Source organism: Deinococcus rubellus (genome assembly GCF_025244745.1).
In the GTDB taxonomy this organism is placed as follows: Bacteria; Deinococcota; Deinococci; order Deinococcales; family Deinococcaceae; genus Deinococcus; species Deinococcus rubellus.
Window position 1 is genome coordinate 2,311,462 of sequence record NZ_CP104213.1, and the last position, 21,486, is coordinate 2,332,947.

Annotated in this window: 20 protein-coding genes; 11 read left to right on the forward strand and 9 right to left on the reverse strand. The window is 66.7% G+C overall.

Annotated features, from left to right (window positions below):
- From N0D28_RS11910 to N0D28_RS11925, 4 genes are all read right to left on the reverse strand, one after another.
- Positions 1-639 carry a rhomboid family intramembrane serine protease gene (locus N0D28_RS11910; RefSeq protein WP_260559733.1) on the reverse strand — a complete coding sequence of 213 codons (639 nt, stop codon included), beginning with the start codon at positions 637-639 and terminating at the stop codon, positions 1-3.
- A gap of 42 nt (positions 640-681) precedes the next feature.
- Positions 682-1,632, reverse strand: a complete 951-nt coding sequence (locus tag N0D28_RS11915) for a PEGA domain-containing protein (RefSeq protein WP_260559734.1) — start codon at positions 1,630-1,632, stop codon at positions 682-684.
- Positions 1,633-2,488: 856 nt separating this feature from the next.
- Entirely contained in the window at positions 2,489-2,992 is a 504-nt protein-coding gene (locus N0D28_RS11920) for an HD-GYP domain-containing protein (protein WP_260559735.1), read from the reverse strand.
- Positions 2,993-3,070: 78 nt separating this feature from the next.
- Positions 3,071-3,778, reverse strand: coding sequence for a hypothetical protein (locus tag N0D28_RS11925; RefSeq protein WP_260559736.1), 708 nt, complete (start codon positions 3,776-3,778; stop codon positions 3,071-3,073).
- A gap of 228 nt (positions 3,779-4,006) precedes the next feature.
- On the opposite strand from N0D28_RS11925, the gene N0D28_RS11930 reads away from it, so the two are divergent.
- The 3 genes from N0D28_RS11930 (at position 4,007) to N0D28_RS11940 (ending at position 9,599) form a co-directional block, all read left to right on the forward strand.
- On the forward strand, positions 4,007-6,727 hold the full coding sequence (locus tag N0D28_RS11930) for a sensor domain-containing protein (protein WP_260559737.1): 2,721 nt from the start codon (positions 4,007-4,009) through the stop codon (positions 6,725-6,727).
- Positions 6,728-6,995: 268 nt separating this feature from the next.
- Complete coding sequence (gene hflX, locus N0D28_RS11935) at positions 6,996-8,762, forward strand: GTPase HflX (protein WP_260561890.1); 1,767 nt, start codon at positions 6,996-6,998, stop codon at positions 8,760-8,762.
- Between the two features lie 6 nt (positions 8,763-8,768).
- Positions 8,769-9,599 (forward strand): hypothetical protein, encoded by an 831-nt coding sequence (locus N0D28_RS11940; RefSeq protein WP_260559738.1) that lies wholly within the window; start codon positions 8,769-8,771, stop codon positions 9,597-9,599.
- Between the two features lie 77 nt (positions 9,600-9,676).
- Here the strand turns inward: N0D28_RS11940 and N0D28_RS11945 are convergent, their stop codons facing one another.
- The gene (locus N0D28_RS11945) at positions 9,677-10,369 is read right to left on the reverse strand and encodes a hypothetical protein (RefSeq protein ID WP_260559739.1); all 693 of its coding nucleotides are present in this window, start codon (positions 10,367-10,369) and stop codon (positions 9,677-9,679) included.
- Between the two features lie 68 nt (positions 10,370-10,437).
- Between N0D28_RS11945 and N0D28_RS11950 the strand changes: the two genes are divergently transcribed.
- Positions 10,438-11,205 (forward strand): class I SAM-dependent methyltransferase, encoded by a 768-nt coding sequence (locus N0D28_RS11950; protein WP_260559740.1) that lies wholly within the window; start codon positions 10,438-10,440, stop codon positions 11,203-11,205.
- A 52-nt stretch (positions 11,206-11,257) separates the two neighbouring features.
- Here the strand turns inward: N0D28_RS11950 and N0D28_RS11955 are convergent, their stop codons facing one another.
- The gene (locus N0D28_RS11955) at positions 11,258-12,058 is read right to left on the reverse strand and encodes a VC0807 family protein (protein WP_260559741.1); all 801 of its coding nucleotides are present in this window, start codon (positions 12,056-12,058) and stop codon (positions 11,258-11,260) included.
- A 54-nt stretch (positions 12,059-12,112) separates the two neighbouring features.
- On the reverse strand, positions 12,113-12,523 hold the full coding sequence (locus N0D28_RS11960) for a DUF423 domain-containing protein (protein WP_425556359.1): 411 nt from the start codon (positions 12,521-12,523) through the stop codon (positions 12,113-12,115).
- Between the two features lie 318 nt (positions 12,524-12,841).
- On the opposite strand from N0D28_RS11960, the gene mraZ reads away from it, so the two are divergent.
- From mraZ to N0D28_RS11980, 4 genes are all read left to right on the forward strand, one after another.
- A complete protein-coding gene (gene mraZ / locus N0D28_RS11965) occupies positions 12,842-13,270 on the forward strand; it encodes a division/cell wall cluster transcriptional repressor MraZ (RefSeq protein ID WP_312846406.1) in 429 nt (142 codons plus the stop codon).
- 106 nt (positions 13,271-13,376) lie between these two features.
- Positions 13,377-14,279, forward strand: a complete 903-nt coding sequence (gene rsmH / locus N0D28_RS11970) for a 16S rRNA (cytosine(1402)-N(4))-methyltransferase RsmH (protein ID WP_260561892.1) — start codon at positions 13,377-13,379, stop codon at positions 14,277-14,279.
- Entirely contained in the window at positions 14,276-14,680 is a 405-nt protein-coding gene (locus N0D28_RS11975) for a hypothetical protein (RefSeq protein ID WP_260559743.1), read from the forward strand. Before rsmH ends, N0D28_RS11975 begins: the two co-directional genes overlap by 4 nt.
- 121 nt (positions 14,681-14,801) lie before the next feature.
- Complete coding sequence (locus N0D28_RS11980; RefSeq protein WP_260559744.1) at positions 14,802-16,160, forward strand: peptidoglycan D,D-transpeptidase FtsI family protein; 1,359 nt, start codon at positions 14,802-14,804, stop codon at positions 16,158-16,160.
- Between the two features lie 15 nt (positions 16,161-16,175).
- Here N0D28_RS11980 and N0D28_RS11985 read toward each other — a convergent pair whose 3' ends face one another.
- Entirely contained in the window at positions 16,176-17,585 is a 1,410-nt protein-coding gene (locus tag N0D28_RS11985) for a mercuric reductase (protein ID WP_260559745.1), read from the reverse strand.
- Between the two features lie 434 nt (positions 17,586-18,019).
- Between N0D28_RS11985 and N0D28_RS15705 the strand changes: the two genes are divergently transcribed.
- The 3 genes from N0D28_RS15705 to N0D28_RS11995 all read left to right on the forward strand — a co-directional run bounded on the left by N0D28_RS15705 (position 18,020) and on the right by N0D28_RS11995 (position 20,442).
- A complete protein-coding gene (locus N0D28_RS15705) occupies positions 18,020-18,100 on the forward strand; it encodes a CGNR zinc finger domain-containing protein (protein WP_376777671.1) in 81 nt (26 codons plus the stop codon).
- 363 nt (positions 18,101-18,463) lie between these two features.
- Positions 18,464-19,033, forward strand: coding sequence for an RlpA-like double-psi beta-barrel domain-containing protein (locus tag N0D28_RS11990; RefSeq protein WP_260559746.1), 570 nt, complete (start codon positions 18,464-18,466; stop codon positions 19,031-19,033).
- 341 nt (positions 19,034-19,374) lie between these two features.
- Complete coding sequence (locus N0D28_RS11995; RefSeq protein ID WP_260559747.1) at positions 19,375-20,442, forward strand: RlpA-like double-psi beta-barrel domain-containing protein; 1,068 nt, start codon at positions 19,375-19,377, stop codon at positions 20,440-20,442.
- A gap of 92 nt (positions 20,443-20,534) precedes the next feature.
- Here N0D28_RS11995 and N0D28_RS12000 read toward each other — a convergent pair whose 3' ends face one another.
- Positions 20,535-21,260: an ABC transporter ATP-binding protein gene (locus N0D28_RS12000; protein WP_376777672.1), complete on the reverse strand. Its 726-nt coding sequence runs from the start codon at positions 21,258-21,260 to the stop codon at positions 20,535-20,537.
- Between the last annotated feature and the right edge of the window lie 226 nt (positions 21,261-21,486).

Here is a 21,486-nt window from a genome sequence, read left to right on the forward strand (position 1 = left end):
TCATCTCCTGAAACGCTCAACAGTGGCAGGGCGACGGGGTCGTTTCGGGTTGGCGGCACTCAACCAGCGGGCGGCCAGCATACCCGCGATAAAACCGAACAGGTGACTTTCCCAGGAAATCCGGGGGTCACGGGGGAGCACGCCCCAGAGAGCCCCGCCGTAGAGCAGCAGAGCCACCAGCGCCGCGATGACCGGCCCAGTGCGGCGCTCGTGCCAGGCGCTGGCCAGCAGCAGCCCGAAGTAGCCAAATACCAGTTCGCTGGCCCCCAGGTGGTTGCCGCCTCGCCCCAGCAGCCACACCAATGCTCCGCCTATCACCATGATGATCAGGGTGGCCAGCACGAAGCGGGCCGCGCCGCGCAGGGCATTGAGGAAAGCCAGAATGGCCAGCGGCAGCGAGTTGCCAATCAGGTGTGTGAAACTGCCGTGCAAGAAGGGCGCAGTGAAGATATGACTGAGCGTGTCGAGGTGGCGCGGCACGATGCCATAGGCGTCCAGACGGCCCCCGAAGACCAACTGGTCGGTGAGTTCCTGTCCCCACATCACGGCCAGCAGCGCCGCCGTGATCAACCCTGCGCCGCGCGCCCGGCGGCGGGCCAGGCCCAGCGGCTCCGGCGGCGCGGCGAGCTGGCCCGTCATTGAAGGCCGGGACCTCACAAAAACCTGCTCACTGGACTGGTCTCACTGGATCTGGCAACTCAGTCGCTCACCCTCCGGCGCGCACCAGACGTTGACCGTCTGATTGCGGGCCACGCTCAGGCCCAGCCAGGCAGCCTTGAGCGGTGACCCGAGCGGCGTCAGGGTCAGGGCATAGTCCCCGGCGGGCAGATCGGCACTCAGTGGCGCGGGGCCGCGCACTTCTTTAAGACTGCCCAGTGCCTGCACCTGGGCAGGCAGCGTGCTCTGCACGTTCAGGTGGCCTACGGCGGGCTGCGGACGCAGGCCCACCTTCACTTCCGCGAGCTGATCCGGGCGCACCGTCACGGTCCGGGTCAGCGGCGCGTAGTTCTGAAGTTCCAGGCGCAGCGCCAGGTTGCCCGCTGGCACGGCGCTGAGGGTCAGCGGGGTGCGGCCTCTGTAGTTGCCGCCCAGATAGACATTCGCTCCGGACGGTTCGCTCAGCACCCGGAGCTGCCCGTAGTCACCCGCCCGGTAGACCTGGGTGGTCACGTTCCAGCTTGCGGCAGGCAGGCCAGCGGTGGCCGCTTTGAGCGCTTCGGAGAGCTGGCCCACGTTGCTCCCCAGCGCCGGGAACATCAGCGTGCGCGGGCTGCCTACCACGAACACCTGGGTAAAGCCGGAGGCGGGCGGCAGGTCGAAGGTCGCGGTCTGGCCGCCGGGGAGCGGCTGAGGCGTAGGCATGAGCAGTCGGGCCGCTGCGGATGGGTGCGCCTGGTCCGGCAGCACCAGCGCATAAAGGTAGGTTTCCGGAGAAGCGCCACTCGCCTGCACCCGCAACTGCGCCGGGCCGGGGCGGCGGTACTCGCCCTCGGCCACCTTAAGGGTGTCGTCGAGCTGCGCCGTCAGCGTCAGGGACGAGCCCGACTGGCTTCGCAGCGGCGCAGGCAGACAGGCACTGAGCAGCGCGGGGAGGGTCAGCAGGCAGGCGGTCATCAGCGGGCGGCGCTTCATACCTTCAGTGTAGAGAGGCGGGCGGTGAGCAACCGTTACCAGCGAGTCAAAGTCCGGGCGGGTGGGGCGGTAGAACTCACTGCCCGCTCAGAAATGGCGGCGAATTGGCCGCTTGAGAACCACCTTGATGTGGGTCAGCTGGGAGACATGGGTAGCGCGATGGAGATACGCAAGGATGGCAACGGAATGATGATCGACAAAGAGCAAAAGAGAAATTCAAAAAGCTACCGTTCAAGAGTCACTCCTCAGCACAACCATAAATCACACGCTGCGTAGTGACGTTTTTTAGATCAGTTCATCTTCGTTAGGAGCCTGAAAAATCTGCATTCACTCGAGCAGTTTCGATGTCGGTATCTGAAATACTCCCTCTGGCAGGTTCGCATTTCTGGCTTCAAGCCTTGAGAGCAATACCTCTTCAGACACATTCAAGAAAGGTCGCCATCCGTATTCACCTCATGTACGAGACACAAGTAAGTTGGACCACCTGCAACGGAGACGTCAAGCGAATTCACGCAGCGAGTGGCGATAGTCCTCCAGGTCAAACGAGCGTGATGGTCGGCACAGCGTGAATGTATGACCCTGTCTACTGCTACATAACGCCGCGATTCCTGGAGTAGGTGACGCACGAAAATGTGGCGTAGTAACCAGGTGAAAGGTAAGTCCTGAGCATGAACTCGCTCCATGCTCAGCAGAGACAGCCTTCGGGATGTGGCCGAGCGTCTTGGCACTCACCGGGACATCATCATGAAGTGGCAACGCGCCTTTCTGGACGCAGGCCACCAGCGACCCGTCGAAAGGGAGTAATCCGCCCCCGCTCAACTCTCAGGCACGGGCTGCTCGGCAGCACACCTCCCCCTCACAACCCCACCATCCGCAGATACGCGTTCACGATCTCGGCGTCAAGTGCCAGCCCACGCTCCCAGGCCAGACGCTCGGCCAGTATTTCCGCCGGCAAGCGGCCCAGGTGATCGGCGGCGTTGGCGACGGCCAGTATACGGGCCAGGCGCGGAATGGCGCTGCCGCGTAGCCCGTGCGGGTAGCCGCGTCCGTCCCAGCGCTCGTGGTGATGCAAGACTGCTTCCCGTGTGCCGAGCGGCAGATCCTGGCCCAGCAGCAGGTCAGCCCCGACCCTGGGGTGCAACTTCTCGTCCGCGTAGGGCGGCAACAGCGCACGCCCGAGATCGTGCAGCCGCGCCGCCTCACCCAGCGCACGCAATTCGGCGCGGCCCAGCCGCAGTTCGCGGCCCAGTGCCAAAGCGATCTCGCGCACCCGCTCCGGGTGACCGGCGCGCACGAAGCCGACCTCGCGGCGCGAAGCGAAGCGCGAACCGTTCCAAACAATCCATTGACGGGAGAGCATAGAGAGAAGTTAAGCGCCCCCGCCTGACCCGGCTCTTTCTGACGATGAGGCGACTCTCATCTAGACAGCATGACGCTCTCAATCAGTTTCAGCCAAGTCAGTTTCGAGTGGAACCTCTCGCAAAATCTGCCAGTGGGTCTCGCCCGGCGGCTTGAGGCACAGCGCCAGCGCCGCAATCCTGAGCGCCGGGTGGGGACACATCAGGGCTTCCAGGCGAACTTGCAGCTCCTCCGCCTGGAAGCCGCCGTAGGGCTGAACCAGCGTGAAGTGCGGCTGGAAGGTGTCCAGGCCACGTGGAGTCTGCAGCAGCCGCATCCTGGCCTGCTCGAAGGGCCGGTTGTATTTGCCCTCGGCCACTTCCCCGGCAAACGGTGAGGCAGTGGCGAATTCCGAGAGCCGTGAGAGCAGCAACGTGTGCAGCACCAGCAGCGCCGGACTCGGCGTGAAGCGCTGCACCCAGGTCTCGCCGTCGTCCCACGCCTCGATATGGCCGCCGCTGAGGCCCACGTCGGCCCCCGGCGCGAGGCAGGCCAGGCAGGACCGCATTTCCCTTTCGATGTCACCGAGCCGCTCGGGATCGGTGTAAAAGCCCTCCACCACCGTCAGGTGAAAGCCGTAGGGCGAGGCACTGGTCTGCCACTCAGGCCGCAGGAAGTCGGGCAGCGGCGAGGCTTGCCGGGCGCGCAGATCGTAGCCGAGTAGCCCGCTACCGAGCTGATAGTGAGCGCTCCCAGTGGGCGGCACAAAATACACGGCGAAGCGGGCACTGGCACGAGAATCGGTCATACCTTCAGGCTACAGGCTGGGCCGTCCGAACCGGTCAGAGTCCTGTCAGTCCACAAAGCCGCGCTGGGCCGACATCAGCGGCTCCAGGTCACTGGTGGCTGACCACTTTTACCGCACCTGGCCGCTGTTTTTCCATGTTCAGTCTGATTTTTTGCGGTCCGGCGGCACTTTGCATGGCCCCTGTAAGACGCGGTGAGGACAATGGGAAGCAGAGAGGACGCCGCATCCATGACCCTAACCGTAAATCCAGCCCTGCCTGACACCTTACGAGAGTTGCTGAAAAGCCACGCTCCCGGCGCGTCCCTGCTGGCCAGTCTGGGCCAGCAGGTGCTGCTGCTCAGCGCCGACGCCCCGGCGATCAGCGTGCGCGACCTGACGCCGCCGGACGCCTGGTTCGACAGCGGCGAGCTGATCTGGCTGACCCGCGACGGCGCGCTGCTGGGCCTGCTGTGGTCGGCCCAGACGGTGGCCGAGGGCAGCGTGCAACTGCTGACCATGCTGCTGGCCGCTGCCCAGGACGACGGCGCGCAGCGCGAGGCCAACGTGCTGATCACCCAGTTGCCCGAGGGAGCTGCCTGGCTCAGCGGCGATCTGGTGTTTCAGCAGGTCAGCCGGAGGTTTCTGGAGCTGCACGGCCTGAGCGCAGCCCAGGTCATCGGCCAGGCGTTCGAGCAGGTATTCTCGCAGCGCCGCGAAACCGCCCAATTTCTGCAACAGGCGGCCTCGGGCCGGGCCGTGCGGCAGGAGCGCGAATGGCTGCCCGGCACCCAGAACCGTCCTGGCGTGTGGCTGCGCTCACAGATGCGGCCCTACTACGGCGGTGCAGCGGCAGGCGCACTCTGGACCATGTACGACGTCAGCCGCGAGGTTTCGCTCTCCTCACGGGTGCAGGCGCTGCTGCACGGTGCGCGGCTGCCCACCGCCGTCCTGAGCGCCGAGGGCGAGGTGCTGGAGAGAAGCGAGTCGCTGCGCCGCAGCCTGCCCGAAGCGCCCGACCCACAGTCCACCCCGCTGTGGAACTGGCCGATCTGGTCCGATGCGCCGGACGCCCAGCGGCAGCTCAAGCAGGCGCTCGCCGAGGCGCTGGCCGCACCGCAGCAGCGCTTCGAGTGTGCCGTGCAGGTGATGGGTGGGGAGCGCGCCAGCATCTCGCTGCACCGGGGCGAGGCGCAGGCGGCAGCGGAAGGCGACCAGGGCGAGGCGCTGCTGGTCGCGGAGTTTCACTTTCACGAGCGCCAACCATTCAGCGGGATGCAGCAGGACCTGCTGGCGGGCGTCATCGCCCACAGCCCGCAGGCGACCTTGCTGCTGGGAGCTGCCGACGACAGCGGCGAGCGCCCGGTCTGGCTGGCCAGCGAGGCCGCCGCCAAGCTGCTCGGCGTGGACAAGGCGGCGCTCAACGTGCCGGGCGGTGTGGCGTTTGGCAAGCTGCTGCGCGCGCTGGGCGTGCAACTCTCGCGCCCCGACCTGACCCCGCTCTCACCCGTGACGCTGACCACCCAGGCCAGTCTGGAGGGCGGCGACCTCTCGGCGGTGTTGACCCGGCCCGACGGCCTGCGCCGTTACGTGACCATCACCGCCGCGCGGCTCGTCACCGGCGAGGGCGCGCCGCACAAGGGCGAGCCGCTGGCCCTCTACCTCCACGACGTGACCGCCGTGCGCCACCTCGAAGACCGCCTCAAGCACGACGCGGCCCACGATCCGCTGACCGGGCTGCCCAACTGGCCGGGGCTGCGGGCCAAACTACTGCACCGCCAGGGTGAGTCGCTGGGCGTCCTGAGCCTGAGCCTCGATGAGTTCGGCGTGCTGCAAACGGCGCTGGGAAGATCGGCGGGCGATCATCTGCTGATTCAGGTGGCGGCCCGGCTGCACCACTGGCGCAAGGACGCCCAGGTGGCCCGGCTTGACGGCGAGCACTTCGCGCTGGTGCTGCCGGGCGTCGCCAGTGCGGCGGGACTGCTGCTGGCCAGCGAGGTGCAGCGCCTGCTGACCCTGCCGCTGCGGGTCAGCGGACGCGAACTGCGGATCACGGCCAGCGTGGGGGTGGCCTGCGGCGAGGAGCCAGTCGATCAGCTTTTTGAGCACGCCCGCACCGCGCTGCTGGCCGCCCGCCGCACCGGACGCGCCGGACGCCAGGCCTACCGGCCCGAGCTGATGAGTTTCGAGACCGATCTGATGGAACTCGAACACGATCTGCGCGCCGCCCTGCCCGCCCAGTTCAGCTTGCAGTTTCAGCCGGTGGTGAGCTTGCAGCATGGCCGGGTGCAGGCGGCGGAGGTCTTGCTGCGGTGGCAGCATCCGGTGCGCGGCCAGCTCTCGCCCGCTCAGTTTCTGCCACTGGTCGCCCGCGCCGGGCTGCTGCCCAGTCTGGGGCGCTGGGTGGTGGCCGAGGTGAGCGCCCAGCGGCAGCGCTGGCAAAGCAGCCACCCCAAACTCAGACTGAGCCTCAACCTCAGCGCGCCCGAACTGCTCGATGAGGAGTTGCTGGCCGAACTCGGTGCCCAGGTGCGCAGTGTGGGCGGCCTCGACCTCGAACTCAGCGCAGGCAGCCTCATTCAGCCGGACCCCACCCGGCCTGGCGACCCGGAGCACATCAATGCCGCTCTGGCCGAGCTGCGGGCTGCGGGCGCACAGATCTGGGTGGACGATTTCGGCGACGGCGCGTCGAGCCTCACCGCGCTCGAGCGCTTCGCCCTCAGCGGCGTCAAGCTGCACCCTTCCTTCGTCGCCAACCTGCTCAGCGGCCCGCGCCCGCTGGCGCTGCTGGAAGGCACCGTGGATCTGTCGCGCAAGCTGGGGCTCAATGTGATCGCGGTGGGCGTGGAGACGCAGGCCCAGGCCCAGCTTCTGCGGACAGCAGGCTGCCACGCCGCCCAGGGCTACTTCTACGCTCCGCCGATGGCCCTGCCCGATTTCGAGCGCTGGCTGGCCTCGCAGGTGCTGGACTGAGTCAGATCCATTCACCCAGGCCCGTTGCCCAGACCCATGCCCCAGGCCATTATGCCGATGCGGGCGGCCCTGCCCAGCGCCGATACTGGCCGCATGATCCTCAACACACGGCGCTGAGCCCAGACCCGGCTCACCTGATCCGGCCCCCGCCCACGGTTGCGTCCGCCGGGCTGCGCTAGTCTCCTTTCACGTCTCAACGCTGCCCTGCCCCACTCTGCGGGCCGGGTCTGCCCTCTTTCCTTCTCACCCCCCAAGGAAGTGAATCACCATAGAGAAAGTCCACGGTAATCTATCGGGCCTCAAGACCGCCCAGCAAAAGAGCCTGAGTAACCTGTACCGCCGCCGCCTCGCGCCTGGCAGCGTGACCAGCCCGGAGCTGGCACGCAACCTCAGCGAACTCTCGCACGAAATCCGGCGCGAAATCAGCGTGCTGATTGACCGCCGGGGCCGCGTGATCAGCGTATCAGTGGCCGACGCCAAGGGAGCCGAGCTGCCCAGCCTCCGCAAGGGCGAAACCCGGCTCTCAGGCTTTCATTTGCTGCACACCCACCCCAAGGGCGGCGGGCTGAGCAAGGGCGACCTCTCGGCGCTGTTTCTCAGCCGCCTCGACGCGGTGGCGGCCATCGAGGTTCAAGGCAGCGGCCTGCCCGGCAACGTGCATCTGGCGCACCTGACGCCGCCCGGCACGGTGGGCGAGGAGGAGGACTGGCGCGTGTACCCACCGGCCAGCCCCAGCGAGATGGAAAACTTCGATCTGGGCGCGCAGGTCAGCGCCCTCGAAGAGGAAATCGCCCGCGCCCAGCGCACCCGTGAGGCCAAGAAAGACCGCGAGCGGGCCATTCTGGTGCAAATCGACCAGGGTGAATTCGACGCCGAGGAGCGCCTCGACGAGCTGGGCGAACTGGCCCTCACCGCCGGGGCCGAGGTGGTCTACCGCGAGCTGATCTTCAGGCGTCACCTCAAGCCCGGCACCTTGATTGGCGCGGGCAAGCTCGAAGAACTGACCAGCAAGGCCTACCACGAGGACGCCGACCTGCTGATCTTCGGCCAGGAACTCGGCGCGGCGCAGGCCCGCGAGATCGAGGAAGCCACTGGCCTCAAGGTACTCGACCGCACCCAGCTGATTCTGGACATCTTCGCGCTGCACGCCCAGGGCGTCGAGTCGCGGCTGCAAGTCGAACTGGCGCAGCTGCGTTACATGAAGCCGCGTCTGCTGGGCGCGGGCAGCCGGCTCTCGCGCATCGGCGCGTCGGGCGGCTCGGCGGCGGGCGGGGCCATCGGCACACGCGGTCCCGGCGAAACCAAGCTGGAACTCGATCGGCGGCGCATCAACGACCGCCTGTCGTTTCTGGAAAATCAACTCAAGGAAGTCGCGGTGCGGCGCGAGGAACGCCGCAAGCAGCGCAGCCGCAACGACGTGCCGGTCATCAGCATCGTGGGCTACACCAATGCGGGCAAGTCGACTCTGCTCAACGCCTTTACCCACGCCGCCGAGGAACCACGCAAGGTACTGGCCGAGAACAAGCTGTTCGCCACGCTGCGGCCCACCAGCCGTCAGGGCTTTCTTGAAGGCATCGGGCCGGTGGTCTACACCGACACGGTGGGCTTTATCCGCGATTTGCCCACCGATCTGAGCCGGGCCTTTCGCGCCACACTGGAAGAAATCGGCGACGCCGACGTGCTGCTGCATGTGGTGGACGCCGCCGCGCCGGGGGCCGATACCCGCTACGCAGCCGTGCAGCGCATTCTGGACGATCTGGACATTGGGGACTTGCCCACGGTGGTGGCGCTCAACAAGGCCGACCAGACCGACGCCGAGACCCTGGAGAGAGAGAGAATGCGCCTGGGCGGCGTGGCCGTTAGCGCCCACAGCGGCGAGGGGCTGACTCAGCTGAGGCATGTGCTGTCGCAGACCCTGGAAGACCTTCAGGTCAAGCGGGGCGACGCCGAGGACGCCGCCCGCCTGGAGCGCGAGAACGTGAAGGCCGCGCTCAATAGCCCTTCACCCAAACGCGGCTGGGTTGGTACAGACTGAACATGCATGCTCGATAACATCTTCAGTTCTGTCAAACGGGGAGCCGAGAAAGTTCAGCGTCGGGGCGAGGAAGTGGCCCAGAGCGCCCGCTTGCGGCTGGAGGTTTACCAGCTCTCCCGCGAACTCGACAGCTTATACGCCCGCCTGGGCCGGGCCTACCACGCCGAGGCTGACCCGGCGGTGCTCGGCGATCTGCGAGAAGACGTGCGGCGGCTCGACGAGGAAATCGCGGCCCGTGAGCACCTGATCGCCGAACTCGGCGAGGCGGCGGACGAGGCCGAGACGCACCGCGAGGCGGTTCAGGCGGCGGCGGCCCGCACCCGCCCAGCAAGCGAAACGGTCCTGGCAGTGTCGCCCCCGGTCAAGCTGACCAAAGGCGACCCGCTCGGCAGCCCAGCAGCCGAACCCAACCTCGGTGATTTGCCCGATCTGGGCCAGGATACGGGTCACCCGGTACCGACCTCGGACGCACCGACAGGTTCGGTGATGGGCAACGCTCCGGCTTTCGTGGAGCACCAGCCGCGCCTGAGCGTGGTCAGCGCCGCCTCGCGTATCTGGCGGGCCAAGGAGGAAGAACGCATGAGTGACGATACGACGACGGTTCAGACCACGACAGTTCAGCTCGGGAGCCAGGATCAGCAGGCCAGTCAACAGGTTGATCCGGTGGGGCCAGACGACGAGGCCGTGATGACCGATCTGGGCAAGGAATTGCCGCCGCGCAAGGAAGACTACAGTGGCGTCGGCGACGAGGCCGAGCGCGACCACATGCGCCGCCACCCCTTCACCCTGAAAGAGGGCGAGGAAGCTTCGAGAAATCCCGATCCGCTGGATAAATAAGACGACTTGCTCAGCGCGGCCCAGCCCTTCACCCGGCTGGGCCGCGCCGTTTGATCGGTTAACCTCTAGTTTATTGGTCAGTGCCGGGGCCACCAGCCCGCCGCCAGTTGGCCCGCCTCGGCCTCGGCTCTGGCCTCCACTTCACGGCCCAGGGCCAGCAGCGCCCAGACCCGCGCCGGACTGCGGGGAGCTGAGCGTTCCAGCGCTTTATGGGCGGTGCGGTGCGCTTTAACCTCGCTGCCCATAGCGCCGCTGCCCACGAAGCGCTGAACGTAGGCCAGCACCGCCAGCAGGTGCGCGTCGGCGGCCTCTCCGGTCATCTCGGCCACCTTCAGTCCCTCAGCCAATGTCCTGAGCGCAGCGCGGGCGTCACTGAGTTGCACCTCGCCCAGCACTGTCACGGCGGCGACCAGGGCGGGGGCGTCCCCCTCCTGGCGGGCCTGGCTTCGGGCGGCCTCGGCCCAGCAGGAATCGGGGTCGCCGCCGAGCCAGTGGGCACGGGCCAGCAGCACGGCGCGGCGGGCGTCGCCAGGCAAGGGGCCAATCAGCTCCAGGGCTTCCTGAAGCTGTCCGAGACGCAGGGCCGCCGCCGCCTCCAACGCCGCGCCCGCCGGACCCGCCGACTGTGCCCAGCGCCGCGCCAGATCCGGCAAGCCCGTGCCAAGGGCCAGCGCTGCTGCACCAAGCACCTCATCCTGCACCGGGACCCAGTCGCGCAGGGCAGCGGGCCGCGAATCGTCTGGTAACAATTGAAGATCGGCCAGTTTCACGCCGGGAGTGTAGCGCGGCGGGGCGCGAGGCGGCGCTCCCCCACTCCTACCACGTAGAGTAAAACCAGATGACCGACTCTACCACCGACCACTGGAACGCCGGGCAGTACCGCGAGCGCCACGCCTTCGTCTATGAATCGAGCCGCGACCTGGTCTCGGACTGGTTGCGGCCAGCAGCGGGCGAACGCATTCTCGATCTGGGCTGCGGCAGCGGCGAACTCAGCGCCCAGATCGCCGAGAGCGGCGCGCAGGTGACGGGCGTGGACGCCTCGGCCGCCATGATCGCGGCGGCGCAAGCACAGCATCCGGGCCTGGCATTCGAGGTGCAGGATGCCCACACCCTCCACTACCAGGCCGCATTCGAAGCGGTCTTCAGCAATGCCGCGCTTCACTGGATGGTCCCGCTGGACAGCGTGTTCGCCGGGGTGGCCCGCACCCTGGTTCCCGGCGGACGGCTGGCGCTGGAAATGGGCGGCGGCGCGAACGTATTGGCGGTGCGCGAGTCGGTGGAGCAAGCACTCAGCGAACTGGGATTGCCCGCGCTGAAGCACCCCTGGACGTTTCCCAGTTCCGGCCAACTGGCAACATTGCTGGAAGCGGCGGGCTTCACGGTGGAGCGCCTGCACCTGTTCGAGCGCCCCTCGGTGCTGAGCGGTGAAGACGGCTTCCGGGCCTGGCTGGTGGGCTTCGGCTCCAGCTGGCTTTCACCCCTGAGCGAAGTGGAGCGGGCCTCAGTGATCGCCAGGGCCGAGGAACTGGCGCGGCACCGCTTGTGGAATGGAGAAGCGTGGGTGGCGGATTATGTGCGGCTGCGGGCATTGGGCGTCAGAACCTGAACACTGCGCCCCCGCCCATGCTTCAGGCGGGGGCGCAGTGCATTGGGCACCTTTATTCCGCTCCCGCCTCCTGCAACCGCGCCAGCTTTTCCGGCGAGAAGATGTCGGCTTCCTTGCCGTAGCGCTTCTTGACCGCCACCTGAATCAGCCAGATGCCCACGCCCACGCCGATGAGGCTCAGCACCAGACCGGGAATCCTCATCACGGCGTTGGCCTGGGCCACCTGGGCGTTGAAGCTGTCGGAGCCAAACTTGCCGACCACCAGGTGCAGGTTCACGAAGTAGTTGATCACCGACGACACCAGTTCGACCAGGCCGTAGGAGACGGTGGCGGCCCGCACCGCGCCGTTGACCTGGGTGTCGTGCAGCGCTTTCTGGGTGGCGGCCCGGTTCTCGGGACTCTCGGTGAGGGTGGAAGCGTCCAAAACCACCCGGAAGATCGGCGTTTTGGTCAGCAGACTGCCGAGCGCCAGCAGCCCGAACAGCAGCGAAGGCACGCTGTCCTTGAAGGCGAACAGCGGGCCGCCGTCCACATACCAGAACGCCAGCGCCCCGCGCACCAGCGCCACCACGCCGCCCAGCAGCGCGATGCCGCTCACCGTGCGGTTGATGGCGAGGTCGGCCAGCACGTAGACCACCGGAATCAGCGCGGCCAGCAGGTAGGCCCGCACGTTGCCGGTGACGCCGCCGCCGAAGACCTGCTCACTGATACTGATGCCGCTGCCCAGGATGTTGGGGCTGAGAATGGCAATCGGGATGATCAGGGTAAACAGCAGGTCCCAGACGGTCTTGGGAACGCCCGCTTTCTTGCGCGGCGGCTTGGCTGGGCTGGTCGAGGGAGTGGGAACAGTCATGAGTGAAATTGTCTCACGCCCAGATAAGGCGCAGTGAGACGAACCCGGCTTACCTCACGGCCTGCTCTTCCGGACCTCACGGCGGAAATCGAGCGCCACCAGTCCCCAGCCGACGAGTTGCAGCACGCCGCCGATGGGCGTGATGGCCCCCAGCACCTTGACGTCGCTCAGGGCCAGCGCGTAGAGGCTGCCCGAGAAGATCAGTGTGCCCGAGAGTAGCCAGATCGGCCCCCGGCGCTGCTGCGGGTACGCGCCCAGCACCAGCAGCCCCAGGCCGTGGTACATCTGGTAGCGCACGCCGGTCTCGAAGACGGCCAGGTTTTCCGGGCTGATGGCACTTTTCAGGGCGTGAGCGCCGAACGCGCCGAACGCCACCGCCGTCCCAGCCAGCAGTGCGCCGCTCATGGCCGCGTTGAGTCTGGGCGTGGTCAGCGCCTGCCGGGCATTGCTACTGAGGTCAGTCATGCCCGTAGTTTACGGGGCGGCAGCAACGTCGGATGTCCCAGATCGGGGTCGGCAGCGCCGAAAAAGGGCGGAGAGGTGGGAAGCCGGGGAAGCGCAGACCCGATTTTGGGGGAAAAGTGGGAAACGGTGGTAAAATGTGGTAAGGGGTGTTACACTCGCGTTATCCGGCTCGGAACGCTGTGTGGGCGCAGATTCTGGCTCATCGAAGGCGAATGTTCAACCTGAGTCGGGTGGGAAACGGTCCCAGAAGTTGCCCGACGTGACGTCTTCTGTTCTTTTTGCCCTTCACTTTTTGCTTTTCACAAGGAGAGCCGCCCCTTGCCGTTTGGAGAATACCCCTACGCGATAGATGACAAAGGCCGTGTGGTGATGCCACCGGCTTTTCGTGAATTTGTCGAGGACGGCGTGATTCTGACGCGCGGCATGGAAGGCTGCCTCTACCTGTTTCCGCTGCCCAAGTGGAAGCGCGTCGAGGAGCAGCTCGAACATCTGCCGCTCACCGACGCCCACAGCCGGGCCTTCGTGCGGTTTTTCTATTCCGGGGCCAGCAAGGCCCGGCTCGACGCCCAGAGCCGTTTGATGGTGCCGCAGCCGCTGCGAAGTTTTGCCGGACTAGAAAGCGAAGTGGTGGTGGCCGGTGCGCCCGGACGCCTGGAGTTGTGGAACCCGCAGCGCTGGGACGCCGCCATTCAAGCGGTGCAGGACAACCCGCCGCACCCCGAATTACTGATCAACTTCGTGGCCTAGGGCCGCGTCAGGAAACCTTGCCGTGCCGACAAAATCTGCTCGCCCCCGCCACAATTCGACCCTCTCCAATTCGGCCCATCCCGCTTCACCCGCCCCCACGGACCAGATCACCGACGACCAACCCACTGACGAGCAGTCGCCCAGCGCCCTCTCGCACCTGCCGGTGCTGGCTGCCGAGGTACTGGAAGCGCTTGACCCGCAGCCCGGCGACGTGGTTGTGGACGGCACGCTGGGCGGCGCGGGCCACACCCGGCTGCTGCTCAAGGCCGGGGCGCGGGTCTACGGCATCGATCAGGACCCCTACGCCCTTTCGCGGCTGGGTGAACTGGAAGGGCTGACCATCGTGCAGGGCAATTACCGCGACATGCAGGCGCTGCTGGCCGCCTACGGTATCCAGCAGGTTGACGGCGTGCTGCTCGATATCGGCGTCAGCAGTTTTCAGCTCGACGACGCCCAGCGGGGTTTCAGTTACCACACCGAAGCCCCGCTGGACATGCGCATGAGCCAGGCGGGCGAGAGCGCCTACGACGTGGTCAACGATTTGCCCACCGAGGAACTCGCCGCCCTCATCTTCGAGTACGGCGAGGAGCGCCACTCGCGCCGCATCGCCCGCGCCATCGTGGCCGCACGCGAGCATGAGCCGATTGCCACCACCACCCAGCTCGCCGAGATCATCAAGCGGGCCTACCCCGGCGGCTTCGCGCGCGGCATTCACCCGGCGCGGCGCACCTTCCAGGCCCTCAGGATTCACGTCAACGACGAACTCGGCGCGCTGCGCAGCGGGCTGGACGCGGCGGCAACGCTGCTCAGGCCAGGAGGCCGACTGGCCGTCATCAGCTTTCACAGCCTGGAAGACCGCATCGTCAAGCGCTTTCTGAAGAGCCGGGGCGACTTCGAGGCGCTCACCAAGCGCCCGGTGGAGGCCAGTGACGAGGAGCAGCAGCGCAACCCACGCGCCCGCAGCGCCAAGTTGCGCGCCGCCCGCAAACTGCCGGAGGCCAGCCAGTGAGCCGTCCGCTGCCGCTGCAAGCCAGCTTGAGCGTCTGGCGGGCCAGGGCGCTGCGCTACACCAGCGTGTACGTGCTGCTGGCCGCCGCACTGCTGGGGTTGCGCTACGCCACCCGCGAGACCTACCCGCACCTGCGCGAGCTGAGGATCAACGTGCTCGAACTGCAAAACCAGCGCGACCACCTTGAGCTCGAAGTCCAGACCCTGACCACCGGCCCGCGCGTACTGGAATGGGCCGCTGCACAGGGCATGGTGCCGTACGCCCAGGCCCCCAAGACCAGCGCCGACATTCCGGCGCTCCCAGCCCTGCCCGCGCCGCCCCCGGAAGACACCTCGTTTCAGGTCAGCACCCGCTGGTCCGCGCCGGATCAGGCCAGCGACCCGCACAAGCTGAGCCAATGAGCCGTCTCTCTTCACCCGGCTTTTTCTCCTGCTCCCCCAATCCGACTTTCCTTCCCGCTTTCCTGGCCCCGCGTAGGCGGCCTTCAGGAAAGGGGTCCTCAATGCCTCTGGTGACACCGACATGGAACTGAAAATCCGCAACCGCTCACGCATCATCCAGGTCATCGCGCTGCTGGCGTTCATGTCGCTGGTGTGGGCCTACGCCCAGCTCGAATGGGGCCTGCCGCAGAACATCAAGCGGGCGGTGCTGCAAAGCCGGGGCAGCATCCTGACCGAGTCGGGCACAGTACTGGCCCGCACGGTGGACGGCAAACGGGTCTATCCGCAGGGCAAGATGGCCGGGCAGATCATCGGCATGATGGGCGTCACCGACGGTCTGGAAGGGATGGAAGCCGCCTACAACACCCAGCTCTCCGCCGGACAGAACGTGACGGTGACGCTCGACCCGGCCATTCAGGCCACCGCCGAGAACGTGCTGGCCAAAGGTGTGAAGGAACACCAGGGCGAGTACGGCTCGGTGGTGGTCATGGAGGTCCGCACCGGCAAGATCATCGCGGCGGCCAGCTACCCGCCGTTTGATCCCAACAACTGGAAAAGTTACAGCGCCGACGCGCGGCGCAACCGTCCCTTTCTGGACCGCTTCGAGCCGGGTTCGACGGTCAAGGGGCTGACGGTGGCCGCCGCCCTCAACGAGGGGCTGACCACCCCGGACACCACCTACGACACGCCGATGCAGCGCTACGTCGGCGGCAGGTGGGGCAGCACCATCCACGACGCGGTGGATCATCCCAAGACGCTCACCACCCAGGGCATCTTGCGCTATTCGAGCAACGTCGGTATGTCGCACGTCGTCGAGCATTTTCCCAACGAGAAACTCTACGCCTACCTCCATGCCTTCGGCTTCGGGCAGGACGTGGACCTGCCCACCATGATCACGGCCAGCGGCAGCCTCCAGCCGCTGAGCAAGTGGACCGATCTGGTCCGCATCACCAACGCCTTCGGGCAGGGCATGTCGGCCACGCCGCTGCAACTGGCCGCCGCCTACAACGCGCTGGCCAACGACGGGCGCTACGTTTCTCCCCGGCTGGTGACCGGCGAACCGGCGGGGGTCAGCCGCAACGTGGTCCGGGTGGAGTCGGCCCGCACCATTCACACCCTGCTTCTCAACGTCATCAAGGACGGCATTCACGCCGCCGCCGGAATCAAGGGCTACGAACTGGCGGGCAAGACCGGCACCGCTCAGGTGGTCGTCAACGGCAAGTACAGCGACACCGTCTATGACAGCGTTTTCGCCGGGTTCTGGCCTGCCGAAGCGCCGCGCATCACCATCGCCGTGATGGTTCACGGAGCCAGGTACGACTATCACGGCTCGATGCTGGCCGCCCCGATCTACCGCGACGTGGCCGCCGCCATCATCAGCCAGTGGGGCGCGCTGCCCGCCGAGCAGCCCCAGAGCCAGGCAACCAGCAGCGCGCCCTGAGTCACCGCTGCACCTCTACGCCCGCCCAGTCAGCACCTCCGGCCCGCTCACGAACAGGTTGTTGATGGATTCGCTCAGCGTCGGGTGGGCCAGGACCGCGTTGCGCAGCGTGGTCGCGGTGAGCTGGCCCATCATCGCCAGTTGCAAGGCGCTCATGACCTCGCCGCCCTCCATGCCCAGCACCGTTGCGCCGAGCAGTTGATCGCTGGCGTCGTCCACCACCGCCCTCATCAGCCCGGCGGTGGCGTCGGTCTCGATGGCGCGGGCCACACTGCTCATCGGCAGGGTGTAGACGCGGGTGGAGCGGCCCAGCTTCTGCGCCTGCTGGCGGTCGAGGCCGACCCGGCCCAGTTGTGGATCGGTAAAGAGGGTATAGGGCACCAGCCGCTCGTTGACTTTGCGCTGCTGGCCGTGCAGCAGGGCGTCGCGCACAATGCGGTAATCGTCGTAGGAAATGTGGGTAAAGGCCGGACCGCCCTTGATGTCGCCCAGCGCGTAGACCTGCTCGGCGGCCAGCAGATGGTCGTCCACCACGATGAAGCCGTACTGGTCGAGCGCCGCGCCCGTCGCCCCCACGTTCAGGTGGTCGGTGTTGGGCACGCGCCCGGTGGCGACGAGCAGGTGCGAGCCGGAAAGAGTCTGCTCCTGGCCGTGCTGCTTGGCCCTGAGCTTGATCTCGCTGCCGACCTTTTCGATGCCCAGTGCCTCCGCGCCCAGCACGAACGATACGCCCTCACCCTCCAGCACTTCTTGCAGGGCCGCCATCACGTCCGGGTCCTCGCGCTCGATCAGCCGCCCGGCCTGCTCGATGACCGTGACACGGCTGCCCAGACGGGCGTAGAGCTGGGCGAATTCGAGGCTGATGTAGCCGCCGCCGAGAATCAGCAGGTGTGTGGGCAACTCGCGCAGCAGCAGGATATCTTTGGACGTCATCGCGCCCACATCGTCCAGGCCCGGCAATTCGGGCCAGCGGGGCCGCGCTCCGGCGTTGATGAACACGTAGTCGGCGCTGAGCGTCTGTTTGCCGCCGTCCGCCGTGATCTCCACCTCGCGTACGCCGCTGAAACGGGCCTGACCGTAAATCAGGTTCACGCCCGCCTTCTTGATGCCCGCCTCACTGCCCTGGCGAAAGTCGCGGACGATGCCCTGCACCCGGTCCACGATCTGGCCGAGGTCCACATTCACCTGCCCGGCGCTCACGCCCAGCGCCTGCGAGGAGCGGGCCATATGGGCGGCCTGACCGCTGGCGATCATGGCCTTGGTGGGGGTGCAGCCCTCGTTGACGCAGGTGCCGCCGACATACTCGCGCTCGATCAGCGTGACCTGCCAGCCCGCTTTGGCGAGCGCGCCCGCCAATGGTCCCCCGGCCTGCCCCGCGCCGATGACAAGGGCTGAGGGAAAAGAAGTGGTGGGCGGTGGGGTCATGGGGTCTCCTGTGAAGCGGTGGCAGGGCGGCGGGGGCGGGAGGGCTGACACGAACTGGCCCTGAGTCTACGTTGAGTCCAGGGCTGATCGGCCCGCTCGCCCTGAAACAGTCGGGCGATCATGGGCCGGCTCAGCCGGTCTGAAGCCGCTCCTGCGTGCCGGACGCCGTATCACATGTCACTTCAGGTCCGCGCCGCCGAATGGTGTCTGGACCTGGGTACAGGAGATCCTGAGCACAGGAGTCGACGACGCTCTTGTCACCGGGGAGGCTGGCTCCGGCGACTGGGCCAGACCCGTGAGCGGTGCGAAATCGTGCCTGAAGGCGAGGACTTTGCGCGCCGCGCACACTCCGAAGTGCTGGGGCCGCCTGGTCCGAAGGTGGAGGTGGCCCGCCGCGCCTCCTGACGGAATCCCAGCACCCCGACTGCGACCTGCTGTTCTACGACGAGAGCCGCAACGTCTCGCGGCGCTGGTGCGCGGTGGACAGCTGCGGCAATCAGCAGAAGCAGACCTGACACCGCCAAACAATCTGCGCCCTCCAGAAAATCAACACCACGTCAAAGATGAGAAGATAAAGAGCCAGGTGAGAGTCTCAGTCAGGTTGATTATGCGTCTGAGAGGCCACCCAACCCCATAGGACGAACTGGATCGGAAACTTTGATGAGTGCCGGGGCCACCGTTTCCCATCAGACAGCAATCTTATGCCTTTAGCCTGATCTCGCCTCGGCGGGCGTACAGAGCTGTTGACTGTTCTGCCCCGCCGTGTTTCGCGCCGCGCCCTCACCGCTTCCCGCAGGGCGCTGACACCGAGCCATGCTCTTACCCCACCCACCCCGCCTGTCACTTCGGGCGAGGCGTTCGAGGAGTGATCCACCATTATGCTGAACATTAAAAAACGATCTGACATTCGCCTTCAACACAAATCCAGCGCAAACAGGCCCCGCCGCTTCCGGCGTGGGATGGCCGGATTGAGCGGCGCGGCCCTGCTGAGCCTGGGCGGCCTGGCCCAGACCTTCACCCCGCTGCCTCTGCTGCCACAGTTGCCGGACAGCTTTATGACCCAGCGGGCCCTGCAGAGCGCCCTGGTGACGGAGACCGGCCTGGGCAGCGAGGTGGCGGTGGGGCGCGTGGCGGGCGCGAGCCGGACGGTGCGGGCCACCGCCTACAACAGCGAGGTCGGGCAGACCGACGCCAGCCCCTTCATCACTGCCACCGGCACACGGGTCCGGCCCGGCGTCATCGCCCTGAGCCGCGATCTGCTGCGCGTTTTTCCTTACGGTACCCGCGTCACGCTGCGCGACAGCGCCGGGCTGCTCAATGGCCGGGTTTTCATCGTCGAGGACACCATGAACGTGCGCCTGGCCAACACCATTGACATCTGGATGGGCAGCCGCTCCCAGGCCATCCAGTGGGGTGCGCGCACCGTCCGCATCACCGCCCTCCGCTGAGCCGACGACCCGACCTTCAGGGCGGCTCCACTTTCTTCATGAGCGTAAGTGCACCGTCTTGGCCGTTGTTCTCACATTTGCGGGCTGAGCTGGTGTCCCCTTTTCAGAACTTTGTGTAAAATTCGTCAATTTTAATGAGAGCAGATACCTAATTTCCTTAGAGGGCGCACATCTCCCCTCTTTAGGCTTCGAGGTGCCGTGGTCAGGTCACGCGCCTGGCCGCTTTCTTTCTCGAATGACTTTTCTCTACGAACGATGTCTCCTCTCATGTTGACAGTGTTTGCTCTCGCTGGGCCAGATTCTGTTGATGGGTGGCCCCGCGACGAAAGCCAAGGAGCGGTGTGCTGAAAACGATGCATCTGGTGGGCGTATTCACGCTCGGTTTCACAGGTTTCGGGGCCGCGCAGAGCGCTCAGGCCACTGTTCCCAGCTTCGCCCCCAAGCAAGCTCCCGCGCAGGCAAATGGCGGCGCGGCGCTCAACCTGGGCAGCAGCCTGACCCAGCAACTCGCCCGCGCCGCCCTGCTGCTGCACGCCCAGGCACCGCTGTGGTCGGGGACGTCCGGCAGCGAGGCGGCTCCAGTGCATCCGAAGACTGATTCCAAAGCCGCGCCTGCCCCAATCAGGCCCGCCCCGGCAGTCAGCCGCGCCGCCACCACCCCCGCAGCTGTGGACCTCAACCTCACGGCACTGCCGCACCTGCCCGGCTCGGCCCTGATCGAGCAGGTGGTCCGCGACGCCACCGCCGTAGCGCCTGCCACGCCGAAGCTGGTGGCAGTGCAAACAGCGCCCACCCAGACACTGGTTCAGGCGGCTCCCGCCAAACCCGCTGCGCCCAGGCCACAGTCAGTGGCCCAGCCCGTTCAGAATCAGGCCGCTCAGCAGGCGGCCCAGGTCAAGGCAGCTCAAAGTCAGGCCGCGCAAGCCAGGGCAGCTCAAGTCAAAGCGGCTCAGGCGAAGACAGCACAATTCCAGGCGGCGCAGGTCAAAGTGGCCCAGTTGAAAGCAGCCCAAGCGAAGGCAGCGCAGCTCAAGGCCGCTCAGGTCATGGCCAGCCAATCGCCCGTAACGCGGCCCAGCACCGCTGTCTCCAGCGGGGTCAGCCGGGTGGTCCGGGCCACCGCCTACAGCAGCGACGTGGGCCAGACCGACAGCAGCCCGTTCATCACCGCCACCGGCACGCGGGTCCGCCCCGGCGTCATCGCCCTGAGCCGCGATCTGCTGCGTGTCTTTCCTTACGGCAGCCGCGTCACGCTGCGCGACAGTGCTGGCCTGCTGAGTGGCCGCACCTTTATCGTCGAGGACACCATGAACGTGCGCCTGTCCAACACCATCGACATCTGGATGGGCAGCCGAGGCCAGGCCATCCAGTGGGGCGCGCGCAGCGTCAGCATCAGTAGCGCTCGCTGAGAACAGGCAGGAGTCAGGGCTGACCGGGCCGGGAAGGGCGCTCGGCCAGCCCTGCCCGTTTCCGATTCACAACCCCGCCCTGGGCAGCAGCCTCAGGGCGCGGCAGTCAACGTCTGGGCCACCGGCGGCGACTGCGCCAGCCGTCCGTCGAGCAGATTGATTTGCCGGTCCGCCAGTGCCGCCAGCCGCTCGTCGTGCGTCACCAGCAGCACGCCCGAGCCGTACTCGCGGGCCAGCCCGATCATCAACCGGGCCACCCGGTCCGCATTGGCCCTGTCCAGGCTGCCGGTGGGTTCGTCGGCCAGCAAGGCAGCGGGGCGGGCCATCAGGGCGCGGGCCACCGCCAGGCGCTGGCGTTCGCCGCCGCTGAGCACGTCCGGGTACGCCTGGCCGCGTCCGACGAGGCCCACCTGGGTTAGCAGTTCCTCGGCCCGCCCGGTCAGGTCCTCGCCCAGAATCAGGCCTGGCACCAGCAGATTGCCCAGCACCGTCAAATCAGGCAGCAGGTAATGGTGCTGAAAGACCAGCCCCAGCGCCCGCACCCGCCGACTGGCCCTGGCCTCGACACTGAGCTGATCGACTCGCACACCTTCCCAGTAAATGGCTCCACCGCTGGGCTGGCCCAGACCGCCGAGCAGGTGCAGCAACGTGCTCTTGCCACTGCCCGAAGGTCCGGTCACGGCCACCACCTCGCCGCGCGCCACCTCCAGACTCACCCCATGCAGCACCGTCGTCTCGCCGAACGCCTGAGAGATGTTCACGGCGCTCAGGGCGGATAGAGAGACGGGTTCGGGCGTGGTCTGGGTCACGGCGCACATAGTAGCAGGCGGGTCCGGGGCGGTCTGGAAAGCCACGAGCCGACCCACCTCCACGCAGCCCCAGACAGCCGACGTTGCGAGCATGAAGGGTCAGTTTCCGCTTTTGGAGTATCATCAGTAAGGTGCTCGTTTGAGGCTCAAGGGCTGGTCCCTTGCCTCCGCACGGATAAACTGGAAGACCGGTTGTCCACCCACTCCCTGAAGCTTTTCGAGCGCCTTGCCTTCC